Raw genomic sequence first — 12,878 nt, 5'->3', positions numbered from 1 at the left:
GCCCTATTTCATCCGAACCTTGCCACCTATCATCTTGATAGCTGGCGCTCCCCTTATCAGGGTGTCTCTACCAAATACACTCTCGCAATCAGGACACACACCCAGCGCACTGGTGTAGTCTTCCGTTATACGCTCTTTAAAACACTTAACAAGCGCCCCTTTTCCACCTTTGCGATAGCGATACAACTTACACCCACACTTAGCACAAAAGATATTAACGGCTTTAGAGGGTGCCTTTTTATTTGGTTTTGCCATGATTACTCAGAGACCTCTAAGTTATCAGGCTTGACCCATACTTTACTAAAATCAAACCAACCTAGCGCGTTGCATTTCGCGTTTTGCAAGCTACCGCAATGATCTTTACTGATACCTAGCCAGCAATGGAATAGAGGTATCACCTGATAACCTTGCACCAGTTGCTTGCCAATCTCTTGTGCAGGAAACTTAACGTGAGCTTGGCTGCGCCATGCTGTGACTAAATCAGACCAGGCACTGAAGTCATCGCCCCTCGCCATTTTCTCAATATCGCTGTAATCCAACAACCATCCTGCTAAGGCATCTTCTCGGTTACTGGCTATTCCCATAGGTCGAATCCAGATATCCACCTCTTCGTGACTTGGAGACTCTACTCCATATCGAATAAACTTGGCTCGAATCCCATCTTGTTTTAACAGCGTATCAATCGCCTGTGATATCTCTGGGAACGTCGGGTGCTCTGAGTAATAAGCGATACGGATCTCTCTATCCAACTCATGCTCTGCTTTGTTTTCCGCCGACTCATCAGAGGATAGTGGCTGATGATACCAGCCAGGTTTGATGCCATGGGCAGGCACTATCCCTAATTCTTTAATCGTCGTCTCCTTTAACATCCGGAAAATATCCAGTGAGTTAAGTCTTCTGGACAAGTAACGAGCCCAAGCATCATGCTGGGCGATTCCCGAAACGCGGTTTAGAAGCAGGTAGGTACAACCCGGATCAAGGTCGATACCATCTTGAATATCGGAGCGCGCGCCCGCAATAGGGTCTGCAAGACTTGGGAAAACCAATGATGAATGGACTTCATCGACTACCCACACCTCAACGGTATCAAGCAGTGGTCGATAGCCAAAATAGCCATCGAATGCTGTCAAAATCAGTCGTTTATCATTGTTGGTGGTGACACTATACGGACCCGTGCCAATTGGATAACGATCAAAGTCTTCGCCACGCATAGATTCTGGAGGCAAAACTTTAGCTGCGTTCTCCGCAAAAAGTTGAGGTGCACGGTGATCAGGCTGAGCGAAATAAACATCAATCACCCATGGAGATGGGGTGTCGACTCGCTCTAGGTGACGAAATAAATTCTTAGTTTTGAGTGATTCGATACTAAAAACAACATGCTCAAGTTTTAGTAGTTCGCCATTGTGAAAACGAACACCCGGGCGGATATAAAAGCGCCATTGAGTATCGCTGACTTGTTGCCAGTGATGGGCAAGATCTGGCTGTAGTTCGTCATTTTCATCGAACTTAGTCAACCCACTAAATACTTGGCGTGCAATGTGTATTTCGGAGCGACGCATCGGCTTTGCCGGATTTAGCATCGAAAGAGGACGATAGTAAGGCAGACGAATCACCTGTTTACCATCAGATTGAGACACGCCTAAATAACTTTGGATAACACTTGAAAGTCTATTGGCATCTTTATCGAGCACATTTAGCGCATGACCGATACGCCCTTCTTCAAGATAACGTCTTGCTAAAGTCTCGCTTACATCGTTACGATTTTGCTTGAAGATGAGCTTCGAAAGCTTACCGCGCCCCGCAGCTGGGTGCCATTCTATCCATCCCTCTTCTTCCAGTTTATTCAATACAATTCGAGCGTTGCGGCGGGTACAAAACAAAATTCCGGTCACATCATCGAGTTGCGTGTCTGCATCTTGACCAGAGAAGTGTTCAAATAATATTTCGAATTGCTTTCGAAGACGAGGGCTGCTCATAAAGAGGAAAATCCATTATTGCTGTTGGAATTTAGTTTCCTCTTTATCGGCAAAATTAGCAAGTTACAAGCGCAATATCTCGATCCCGCACTCAGAAGAAATGGCCTCTATTTGTTCTACTGTATCGAGCTTTACTGACCATTTACATTCCGCTCCATTTGCGGACAACACACAAGCTGGCAATATCAGTTGCAGAGCATCCACTTGAGCTTGAAGCGTGACTTGACCTTGCGTTAAACGAACGACAATCTCGTGAGGCGTCGCAATCACTTTACCTTGGGAAAAATCGACGATCATTGTTTTGCCTTCTTTTTGCTTTTTCACGGCAATCGTGAGTCGGCTTGTGCAAACAAGTCGCTGCTTTTCATCCGTAATGTCAATCTGCCAAACCTGCGTCGACACCCCTAGGTGCACGGGGCGAGCCGTGCCGATCACATGACCAGAGCGCATCGCTCGAATATGGTTTGCGTTGATATCGAGTCCAACGCAGTAGTGGTTTTCATCCACACAGTAGTTTGCTGCTAGCGAACCAAGAGTCTCCGCTAACACGACTGAAGCCCCGCCATGCAACATCCCAAGTGGCTGATGGGTAAAGCTGCACACAGGCATCGTTGCCGATAAGGTGTCGTCGGTAAAATCGGTGTATTCGATTTGAAGATGTTCCATCAGCGTGTTCTTAGAAGTGCGATTAAGCGACTCTAATGACATAATCTTCTTCCAAATACTCATCGATAAATCCTATACTTAAGTGATTGAATGATAAGAATGATGCCTGTAGTTTTTGCGAATGGCAAACATCTCACTAAAGGACAAGGGAGTCTCTACAATGAAACGTTGGACAAAGGTGTGTTGCGCCGCTGCGGTTACCGCGGCTTTAGCGGCTTGTTCGTCGTCTCCAACTGGACGTGGCCAAATTATTTTGTTCTCTGATGCACAAATGAGTCAACTCGGTGCGCAGTCATTTGAACAGATGAAACAAGAGCAAAAAGTTAGCACCAATAAACGTATAAATGAGTACGTTCAGTGCGTTGCAAAAGCGATAACCGATCACGTGCCACCTCAGCCAGAGTTTGCAGAATGGGAAGTGGTAGTATTCGATTCAGAACAAGTAAACGCCTTTGCTTTGCCCGGCGGAAAAATCGGTGTTTATACAGGGTTGCTTGATGTTGCCGTCAATCAAGATCAGCTAGCAACTGTCATCGGTCACGAGGTTGCACACGTGCTTGCCGATCACAGTAACGAGCGCCTGTCACAAGCACAATTGGCAAATACAGGGCTGCAAGTTACCAGCGTTGCATTAGGTGGCTCTCAGTATAAAGACGTGACCATGGCCGCACTAGGGGTAGGTGTTCAATATGGTGTTATCCTGCCCTACGGGAGAACGCAAGAATCAGAAGCAGACATCGTTGGTTTAGAACTGATGGCCAAAAGCGGATTCGACCCCTATCAAAGTGTTGAGCTCTGGAAAAACATGGCTAAAGCCTCAGGTGGAAACCAGCCACCAGAACTACTCTCTACCCACCCGTCACACGACACTCGCATCAACGATTTAAAGGCTAAAGCAGACCAATTGCCTGCCTACGATATTAACCACCCTACGTGCAAGAAAGCCTAGACTTCCATCTACTTCATATAAGCATGCATCTCAAATCATAAGGGCAGCCAAAAGCTGCCCTTATCTAGTTATCCCTATTTGTGACAACGCATAATATGCGAGTTGTAGCATTTTTGACCTTTTTCTCTTTGATTTTACGTATTCTTTACATATATTTAACAACAGGTCTGACAAGTCGTACCCTACGCTATTAAAGATACGGCAGTTTAGAACCCCTCCATTTATTAAAGGATGACTAAATGAAAAGAAGAATGCTGTTGACGCCAATAGCGCTTGCTGTTGCTTCCCCCTCCTTGTTTGCCGCAGGATTTCAGGCAAACGAACATTCAGCCTCAGGTCTTGGACGCGCTTTCTCTGGTGAAGGTGCTGTTGCCGACAATGCTAGTGTACTTGCGCGCAACCCTGCTGCGATGACTTTGTTCGATAAGGCACAATTTTCTGGCGCCATTTCTGTCGTTGACCCACAAGTCGATATCACGCAAACATCTCCAGTAAATCAAACGTCTAAAGACGTTGCACCAACTCAGTTGGTTCCCGGTGCGTATTACATTAGCCCAATCAATGATCAATGGGCATGGGGCATTGGGCTATTTACTAACTACGGTGTAGCGACAGATTACCCTGACGGCATCTATGCCGGTGACTTAGCCGGTGATACGTCGCTTATCACAGTAAGCCTCAATCCAAACATTGCCTATCGAATTAATGATTCTTTCTCAATTGGTGCTGGGGTCAACCTAACGCACGCTGAGGCAGAGCTAACTCGACATAAAGGTGGCTTAGCACCCGCGTTTGGCAGTAGCAATCCTTCAGAGAACCTCATTGGCCTTAAGGGAGACACCTTTGGCTATGGTTGGAATATCGGCGCTTTGTACGAAATCAATGATAATAACCGTTTGGCACTCACCTACCGTTCATCGGTTGATCTTGAGTTCAAAGATGGTGAATTCTCTAGCTATGACTCGGGCATTGCGAATGCTCCAACCGTCGACGGTCGTCTTGACGTTACTCTTCCTTCTATTTGGGAGCTGTCTGGCTACCACAAGTTCGCAGAGAAATGGGCGCTTCACTACAGCTGGTTTAGAACAGAGTGGAGCAGCTTTACCGAGCTAAAAGCGACCTCGCCTGATTGTAATGATGGCACCGCCGGTCAGTGTTTCTTCAAGAAAGAAGACTATAGCGATAATGACCGCTACTCAGTTGGCTTTACCCACTACCTAAGCCAAGACTGGACCATACGTGCAGGCTTTGCTCTTGATAAGAAAGCGGGCAAAACTACACTCAGCATCCCTGATACAGACCGTTATTGGTACTCGGCAGGTTTCACTTATCAGTGGAATCCAAAGCTGTCGTTTGATGCGGGTATTACCTATATCCATGGTAAACCAGGCTCATTTACTGAAGAAAATGCCGCTGGAGAAGTGTTGACGTTTGACGCTAAATCTTCCGCTGCCATCGGTGCTCTTCAAGTGAACTATGTATTCGACTAATAGCCAGAGAAAGGATTCAACAATGAAAAAGACTTACCTTGCGACTGCTCTATCTGGCGTACTGCTACTAGCAGGCTGTGGTGGAGATGCCGAACAAAGTGGCGAAGCGACCCTTCCAACTTACGAAAGCTACATTACTGAGTCACTCGCTCAGCCAACCAAACTTCAATTCGTTTTACAGGGCGCAAACGCGACTGTTCCAGTTCCCAATAATCTGCTGATCAACACATTAGATGGAACGCTTGAAATTCCAACAGGCGGAGATGATGCACTATCTAATCCACTCGCAGCCATGGGACAAATGGACGGCTGGTCAACAACGGCTAACCTAACTATACCATTTGATGGTGTGCTCGATGCGACGACAGCGCCCAATGCAGTTACAATCATCAAACTTAGCGACAAACTGACGGGAACGCCCCTTCCCGTGCAGACACTTCAGCACGGCGTGGATTATGTCGCCAGCACTTCAGGTGGCAACCTTATCATCACGCCACTTGTAGACTTTGAGGCATCATCTGAGTACATCATCGCTGTTACCAATAGCCTAAAAGACAGTAAATCAGAGCCAGTTGGAATGTCGCAAAGCTACGCTTCTTTGAAATCCTCATCACGTATTCATGAATCTGGAAGTTTGGCATCAGCTCAACAACTTGTACAAGGGGTTGAAGCGCTTATTCAAGCAGGAACTGGCGGAGCTGTACCAGCACAGAACATCGTCTACTCTGCATGGTTTACCACCCAGTCTGTGGGTGAAACGCTGTATGCAACGAAAGCGATGTTAGCTCAGGCACAGAGCGACGAATATACCTACAGCACGATTTGGAAAGAAGGTGCAAACCCGAATAACGCTGCCGTAGATACCATAGGTCAAATGACCTTTGGCGACACTGATGATTTCGCCGTTATACTCGCCGCCGATGATAACTTTACTAAGTACATTTCAAACGAAACCGTACGAAGTTTTGTTATCTCTCAATACACACCTGGTACAGTAACGGTAACCAAAGGTACAGTTAATTTACCTTACTATCTAGAAACAGGCGCTGATTGGTCAACCCAGCCTTTTGAGTCTGGCTCAACGAGCTTGGCGATTGTGACCAACACTATTACTGACAACGAGGCGGAGCAAACTCACTTTGCTGAGCAGCTCGTTAGCTATAATATTGACCCGAACGAGTTTTTCGCCGACCCCGCTTCTAAGCTTCAGGATATTTTAGGGCGTACCTTCACCAAGGTCGACGGTTCCCGATATGACACGGAAAGGATTATCACACAGTACTCACCAGTCCCTGTCGTGAAATCGGTCGAGGCAGTCAACTTCCTACTGTATACACCGACGAATCCGACGGGCGCACTTGATGGTCTTGTGATTTATCAACATGGCATCACCTCAGCGAAAGAGAACAGCTACTTCTTCGCCGACAACCTGGTCGCCAATAACTACGCGGTCATCGCTATTGATGCTCCTATTCACGGTGAACGTAGTCTTGATGACCAGCGCTCTGCAAATACCAACGTGCTGGCATACATGAATTTATCTGTACTCCCGGTAGCTCGAGATAATATTCGTCAGTCTATGTTGGACCTGATTACACTTCGCATGGCGTTAGGGACTACTCAAGCTGCGGGCGGCCTAACGACTACCCCATTGTCAGTGTTACCTTCAATGGCAACCACGCCACCTAGCTTCATTGGGCACTCACTAGGAGGGATCCTAGGCGTACCCACTGTCGCGCAAGCAAATAGAACGCTCAATTCGACGGCAGATGCACTGTTCTCATTTAAGAATGCTTCTTTTGTGAATGCGGGCGGCCAGATCTCGAACCTATTGTTGGGCTCCGAGTCGTTTGGACCTGTGGTAACCCACAATGTCGCGCTAGCGGCAGGTATTGGGTATGACAGTTTTGTCGCAGGCTGTGGAACTCCTGGTGAAACAGACTACGAGAAAAACTGCTTGGAAGCATTTGAAGCTGACGATCCAAACAACTACTCGAAGCTTCTATCAACCAATGCTCAATTTGGTTTTGCCGCACAAACCGTTTTGGACACAGCTGACCCTTACACAAACGCCACCGTATTGAAAGACCTGGCGACACCTGTATATATGGGACAAGTCCTGAGCGATGCTACGGTGCCAAACAACGTACCTGGTCCTATGCCTGGCACTACAGTTAGCAAGTATGTCTTGCCATCACCACTCGCGGGAACAGAACCATTAGCAGCAAAACTAGGGCTTGATGACATCACAGCCTCTAGCGGAGCTGGTGCAAAAACAACTCCGTTCGTTCGCTTTGACGATGTTGGTCAACACTCTACATTTGTGGTCGCGCAAGGTACCGCGGATGTTGCCCATCATGCTGAAATGCAAGAGCAAGTGAAAACGTTCGTCAAGAACAATGCTGCAGATGTCGGAACAATTGATATCAGCACGTTGGAGTAGCTAGCTCCATTAAACCAGCACGGCTTCGGCCGTGCTTTTTTATGCCCACGATCACACTTTTTCTTAAAACCATGTATAATGCGCGGCTATCAATCCAGTGATACTAAAATTAAGTACCACATCATCTTAACCATCAGTTAAAAAACTGCTGGTCATATCAAAATAAGGTATCTGTATGTCTATTGAAGCAACCATGCTTGAACGCTGCGAAAATAAATGTGAACTTTGTGCTGCTGAAACTGCTCTCACGCCATTCGCTGTTGCCCCTCATACACAAATCACGGTTGATCATGCGATCATGCTTTGCGACACATGCACAAGCCAAATCGAAAACCCAGAGACAATGGATGTAAACCACTGGCGTTGCCTAAACGACAGCATGTGGAGTCAAGTAGCGCCTGTTCAAGTGATGGCTTGGCGTCAACTTAAGCGCCTATCTGCTGAGGGTTGGGCTCAAGATCTCGTCGATATGATGTATATGGACGAAGAAGTGGCGAAATGGGCAGAGCTTGGTCTAGACGAAAATATCGAAAAACCTCGTGATGTAAACGGTGTAGAACTTAAGAAAGGTGACGACGTAACTGTTATCAAAGACCTTCCGATCAAAGGTTCTTCACAAGTTATCAAGCAAGGTACTGTTATTCGTGGTATCAGCGTAAACCCTGACGATCCGAAGCACGTTCAAGGTCGCGCCAACGGTCAAGCAATGTATGTTATTGCGGAATACTGCCGTAAGAAATAACCGCTACCATACGGATATAAAAAAGTGACCTTTACGGTCACTTTTTTACTTTCTAACGTACACAAAAACACATCTAATAGTGCTCTATTCAACGTTCAGCACCGTCAAAATCGCAGCGTGGTCTGATCCCTGTATCTCCTTTACTCGCTCTCGCGAGCAAATCGGTGAATGTTGAACATCTTCATTCTTTACCCAAAGGTGGTCAATGGCTGCGACAGGGTAGCTCTTCATCCCCCACCTTTTCACAAACAAAGGCCAACTACCTACAGGTTGGGTGGAATAATCTGAGAGCGTTTGGTCAAACCTACGGGTAGTACTCGCTAAATTAAAATCCCCTAACACTAAGTTAAACGTCAATGGAGAGCGTTCAACGAAAGATCCTATATCTTGAATCAACGCATTGCGCTCAAGCCATAAGACCTCACTTCTCGGTGACGGAGGATGTGCGGCGACAACAAAGACATCTCTTAGATACCGAGTTTGCCATATAACATTGACTATCGAATGCCCGGCTGCCGAAGTCCTGACATTCATACCATACAAAGGCGTGCGGCTCATGATCATGAGTCCATTGGGATACCCTATCCTTCTCTGTCCGCCAAACCTATATGGATAGAGGTTATTGAGTAAGGTTAGCTGCTCGCCATGTTTTGGCGTGACTTCTTGGAGTACAACTAGGTCAGGTTTAGCTTCACGCACATAAGTGATAAGCGTATCCAGCGAAGTGTTCTCATAAAAGACATTGTACTGAAGCACCGATAGAGTCTTCGACTCACAAACTTCTGACTGTAGGAATCTCTGCCCATTTATCCCGACTAAAGTACTTAACGAAGTGAGAATCATCACTACCGTAAGCAGTCCTTTACGAGCGATTAGGGATACTATTCCGAGGGAAGCATAATATATTGGAAGTACAGAAAGGAAGGCCGCTAAATTTTCTAGTTGCCATGACACTTCAAAGAATCGAATGTATACCGCAAGCGTAAGAGGAAGTACTGCAGCCAACAGCATTAGTGTTTTCAGCAAATTACTTCCTTAACGTCAAACAAATCCTTCTAATTCATTAGGATAGACGAAAACTGTACTCTTGTCCGCCTATTGTTCGACTGAACTACCAACAGAGCTTAGATATCTTCATCCAACTCAGTTGTTTCCAATTCGGCGAGCACCAAACCAATTTCCATTGCGTCTAGCCACTCTAATTCTTGTTCATTGTTTTCTCTTTCCATAGCTTTGCTCCTGATACATCTCAAGATAGAGACAGATTAGCCACGCTATATGACATCTCTGAGAAACCCAAGAATCTCTCGTTAATTCCTTGAGCAACATCATTGTTAATCGTTTGCTACGAGCACACCCCACCCACCGTAAATAAATATTTACACCACTATAAATAAAATGATACAAAGCACTTGATCGCTAGTTTATATCACTGCATAATCGCTGCATTATTAGTTCATGCATCTGAATTTTGTCTTAAACATGCCCATCAAATGCTGAACAATCCCAAATCGTAAAGATATATATACAATGAAATCAAAAGTACTCGGAAGCACCCTCATTATTGCAGGCACAACAATTGGTGCAGGTATGCTTGCGCTACCTATCGCTTCAGCCGGCATAGGCTTTGGAACATCAATTCTATTGATGTTCGGGTTATGGGCGCTGATGGCGTATACCGCTCTGTTGATGATTGAGCTGCACCAATACGCCGACCACTCAGCAACGCTTCATACCCTCGCGAAACAGATCCTCGGCGATAAGGGCAAATACATCGCAAGTTTTGCTATGCTGTTTCTGTTTTATGCGCTTTGCGCGGCCTATATTGCTGGCGGCGGTGGTCAGTTTGCAGATCGCCTGGAAATGGTTTTTGGGGTGTCACTCTCCCCGACTCTAGCTACTTTGATCTTCACCTTGATCGTAGCGCTGACTGTGACCATAGGTACACATGCGGTAGACAAGTTAAACCGCGTACTTTTCACCCTTAAGCTAATTGCTATGGGAAGCGTTCTATTTCTGCTAGCTCCAAACGTTACTCAGGGTTACCTAACAAGCCTACCTATGCAGCAAGGACTTATTGTTGCAGCAATTCCCGTTGTCTTTACCTCATTTGGTTTTCACGGAAGTATTCCAGCTATTGTTAACTATCTAGAGGGCGACACCAAAGCGCTTCGCAAAGCCATCGTCATTGGCTCAAGCCTTCCGCTCGTAATCTACGTATTTTGGCAATTGGTAACGCTGGGCGTGGTGCAGCAGGAGACGCTCGTCGAAAATTCGGGACTATCCAACCTGATTACTCTGCTTTCGAGTGCAGTACATGTCGAGAAGTTAGCGACTATCATTGGTGTGTTTGCTGATTTAGCGCTTATCACGTCATTCTTGGGCGTAAGTCTTGGACTGTTTGAATACCTGCGTGACTTAGGTAGCAGCAAGGTAAGTGAGAAAAGTTCAGATAACACCTTCTCTAAACGTGCGATAGCGGCTCTAGTGACGTTTTTACCACCGCTTTGTTTCGCGCTTTTCTACCCTCAAGGGTTCATTATGGCACTTGGATATGCGGCAATAGCGCTAGCGATTCTCGCAATCTTCTTACCTACAGTGATGATCGCTAAAACTCGTAAAGTCGCAGTCAATGCTAACCAAGGTTCAGTAAAAACCGAGCAAGGCACAGTGCATTATCAAACTGGTGGTGGTCAGGTTGCACTTTACGGTGCCATGTTAACGGGTCTAGTGATCGTTACCGCTCAACTGCTTGTTACCTTTGGAGTTTTGCCTAGTCTGGGATGATTTAGTGAACCTGATCACAATTAATATGAATGGGCATAAAGAAATTACATAAAAAGTCGATATCATACACACTACTAAAGCCCCTGTAGGGGCTTTTTTATGTCTATTCAAAATAACAAAATCACTCACGGAGTCCCCATGAGAGAAGTACAATTCAGAAAAATCGATGCGCTCTTTATTAAAATGTCGATCAACGACAAGTTATGGATCGCTTTTGCACTCTTTTTTGCTGCACTCACCTACTCGTCTGTCGCTCGATATCAAGACACCATTTCACAAATGGAAGCTAAGGCAATATCTAACGTTGAATCAAGCCTAACCGCTTATATTAAGTCTGCAGAATCCATGGGCGATATGACTCTATTGAGTAAAATGGGTGTGTCGGAAGGATACGCGCAACCGTCTAGCATAAATAACGGCGTGGTCACAGCAAATGTTCGTGCTAACAGCGGCCAACACTACTCTATGAGTGTGCCATCTAGCGAAAATATGGCTGAAGCAAAATCTGATGCCTTAGTTAGCTTGGCATTGACTTATCTGTGGTTGGTTCCGTTTGGTATCTTCAGTTATTGGCTAGCCACCTTCCTCGGTGGTGCGTTATACACGCTTTACACCACAGTTAACAAAATCGCGGACGGCGATCTGACCTCTCGCTTAAACTTTGTAGCTGGTCGTGATGAATTTGGCACTATCGGTGTAGCTTTGGACCAAGCAATGGACACACTGACTGAGCTTGTTACTACAGTAAAAACATCTGCAACTAGCTTAGAAGAGACCGCCTCGTCTTTCCACGAAGAGATGGCTCGCAGCAATGGTCAAATCAACAATCAGTATGCGTCTTTAGACTCTGTAGCAACAGCTATGGAAGAGATGACAGCGTCAGCACAGGAAGTCTCAAATATCTCTTCTCAATCCAACCAGCAAGCGGAAGAAGACACCAAACAAGTTGAGATGAGCTATCAGCGTGTTCAACAGGCGATTCAAGATATCAATCAGTTGTCAGCCTACATCGAAGAGGCATCACATTCGGTAGCGGCGCTAAACGACAATACAACTCAGATCAACGAAGTCATCACGACGATCAATGCCATCTCGGAGCAAACCAACCTACTAGCGCTTAACGCTGCTATTGAAGCTGCGCGTGCCGGTGAACAAGGTCGAGGTTTCGCTGTTGTAGCAGATGAAGTTCGCACACTAGCAAGCCGCACTCAAGCCGCTACAGTTGAAATTCAAGCGATGATTGAGAAACTTCAATCAGAGAGCCAAAACATTGCTGAAATCACACAACAAACCGTTGAGCAAGCAGAGTCGAGCAGTAGTTTAATCGGTGAAATTGGAAGTGATGTAAACTCAATTGCTGACTCTTCTCGCGCCGTCATGGATATGAGTACTCAGATTTCAACATCAGCGGCAGAGCAAAGCGCTGTTGCTTCAGAAATCGCAGCCGAACTCAGTGACATTCGAACTCAATCCGCAACGATTCGTGAGGTAGCGGAAAACAGTGAGATTGGTGTTGCAAACCTATCGAAGGCAACAAAAACACTGAGCGAAGTCTTATCTCGTTATAGAACGTAAACAACTCTGATTTCTTTCCGGAATAGACCAGCCTTGCTGGTCTATTTTTTTACATACCCTCGATTCTTTCATCATTTTTCACCGAGGAATTTATAAAACCACCCGTATAACATTCGGGTTTTATTTAACGTGCAAAACCTAACGCTACCATAAGTGATATTTGTCGCATTACATTGGCAAAATATTGAGTTATTCAAGAGAGATGCGCTGAATAGTATTACAATTTAAGAACAAGACTCGTCCTGCTTAC

The 12,878-nt window shown here is 45.8% G+C and carries 10 protein-coding genes and 1 pseudogene; 6 read left to right on the top strand and 5 right to left on the bottom strand.

Going from position 1 to position 12,878, the window contains the following annotated elements:
- Positions 1–3: 3 nt before the first annotated feature.
- From AC6I8Y_RS17580 to AC6I8Y_RS17565, 4 genes and pseudogenes are all read right to left on the bottom strand, one after another.
- Complete coding sequence (locus AC6I8Y_RS17580; protein ID WP_042471442.1) at positions 4–255, bottom strand: hypothetical protein; 252 nt, start codon at positions 253–255, stop codon at positions 4–6.
- 2 nt (positions 256–257) lie between these two features.
- Positions 258–1,976 (bottom strand): SgrR family transcriptional regulator, encoded by a 1,719-nt coding sequence (locus tag AC6I8Y_RS17575; RefSeq protein ID WP_498022425.1) that lies wholly within the window; start codon positions 1,974–1,976, stop codon positions 258–260.
- Between the two features lie 63 nt (positions 1,977–2,039).
- Complete coding sequence (locus AC6I8Y_RS17570) at positions 2,040–2,273, bottom strand: DUF3389 domain-containing protein (protein WP_498023046.1); 234 nt, start codon at positions 2,271–2,273, stop codon at positions 2,040–2,042.
- Positions 2,274–2,282: 9 nt separating this feature from the next.
- Positions 2,283–2,705 (bottom strand): annotated as a pseudogene (locus tag AC6I8Y_RS17565) (hotdog fold thioesterase); the annotation flags it as partial.
- Between the two features lie 97 nt (positions 2,706–2,802).
- On the opposite strand from AC6I8Y_RS17565, the gene AC6I8Y_RS17560 reads away from it, so the two are divergent.
- The 4 genes from AC6I8Y_RS17560 (at position 2,803) to AC6I8Y_RS17545 (ending at position 8,266) form a co-directional block, all read left to right on the top strand.
- Complete coding sequence (locus AC6I8Y_RS17560) at positions 2,803–3,591, top strand: M48 family metallopeptidase (protein ID WP_234496853.1); 789 nt, start codon at positions 2,803–2,805, stop codon at positions 3,589–3,591.
- A 239-nt stretch (positions 3,592–3,830) separates the two neighbouring features.
- Complete coding sequence (locus tag AC6I8Y_RS17555) at positions 3,831–5,081, top strand: outer membrane protein transport protein (RefSeq protein WP_498022424.1); 1,251 nt, start codon at positions 3,831–3,833, stop codon at positions 5,079–5,081.
- A gap of 22 nt (positions 5,082–5,103) precedes the next feature.
- Entirely contained in the window at positions 5,104–7,524 is a 2,421-nt protein-coding gene (locus AC6I8Y_RS17550; protein ID WP_498022423.1) for a VolA/Pla-1 family phospholipase, read from the top strand.
- 175 nt (positions 7,525–7,699) lie between these two features.
- The gene (locus tag AC6I8Y_RS17545) at positions 7,700–8,266 is read left to right on the top strand and encodes a PhnA domain-containing protein (RefSeq protein WP_234496856.1); all 567 of its coding nucleotides are present in this window, start codon (positions 7,700–7,702) and stop codon (positions 8,264–8,266) included.
- 84 nt (positions 8,267–8,350) lie between these two features.
- Here the strand turns inward: AC6I8Y_RS17545 and AC6I8Y_RS17540 are convergent, their stop codons facing one another.
- Positions 8,351–9,292 carry an endonuclease/exonuclease/phosphatase family protein gene (locus AC6I8Y_RS17540; RefSeq protein ID WP_498022422.1) on the bottom strand — a complete coding sequence of 314 codons (942 nt, stop codon included), beginning with the start codon at positions 9,290–9,292 and terminating at the stop codon, positions 8,351–8,353.
- 504 nt (positions 9,293–9,796) lie between these two features.
- Here AC6I8Y_RS17540 and AC6I8Y_RS17535 point away from each other — a divergent pair.
- Positions 9,797–11,053: an aromatic amino acid transport family protein gene (locus AC6I8Y_RS17535; RefSeq protein ID WP_498022420.1), complete on the top strand. Its 1,257-nt coding sequence runs from the start codon at positions 9,797–9,799 to the stop codon at positions 11,051–11,053.
- Between the two features lie 138 nt (positions 11,054–11,191).
- Positions 11,192–12,628 (top strand): methyl-accepting chemotaxis protein, encoded by a 1,437-nt coding sequence (locus AC6I8Y_RS17530; RefSeq protein ID WP_394150991.1) that lies wholly within the window; start codon positions 11,192–11,194, stop codon positions 12,626–12,628.
- The last annotated feature ends 250 nt before the right edge of the window (positions 12,629–12,878 follow it).

The organism is Vibrio sp. KUL78 (genome assembly GCF_059725505.1).
This window is presented reverse-complemented; position numbering and strand designations above follow the sequence as displayed.

Coding starts and splice junctions, on each gene's coding strand:
- AC6I8Y_RS17555 (WP_498022424.1), top strand. CDS start 3,831: ATGAAAAGAAGAATGCTGTTGACGCCAATAGCGCTTGCTGTTGCTTCC.
- AC6I8Y_RS17550 (WP_498022423.1), top strand. CDS start 5,104: ATGAAAAAGACTTACCTTGCGACTGCTCTATCTGGCGTACTGCTACTA.
- AC6I8Y_RS17560 (WP_234496853.1), top strand. CDS start 2,803: ATGAAACGTTGGACAAAGGTGTGTTGCGCCGCTGCGGTTACCGCGGCT.
- AC6I8Y_RS17545 (WP_234496856.1), top strand. CDS start 7,700: ATGTCTATTGAAGCAACCATGCTTGAACGCTGCGAAAATAAATGTGAA.
- AC6I8Y_RS17575 (WP_498022425.1), bottom strand. CDS start 1,976: ATGAGCAGCCCTCGTCTTCGAAAGCAATTCGAAATATTATTTGAACAC.
- AC6I8Y_RS17580 (WP_042471442.1), bottom strand. CDS start 255: ATGGCAAAACCAAATAAAAAGGCACCCTCTAAAGCCGTTAATATCTTT.
- AC6I8Y_RS17535 (WP_498022420.1), top strand. CDS start 9,797: ATGAAATCAAAAGTACTCGGAAGCACCCTCATTATTGCAGGCACAACA.
- AC6I8Y_RS17530 (WP_394150991.1), top strand. CDS start 11,192: ATGAGAGAAGTACAATTCAGAAAAATCGATGCGCTCTTTATTAAAATG.
- AC6I8Y_RS17570 (WP_498023046.1), bottom strand. CDS start 2,273: ATGATCGTCGATTTTTCCCAAGGTAAAGTGATTGCGACGCCTCACGAG.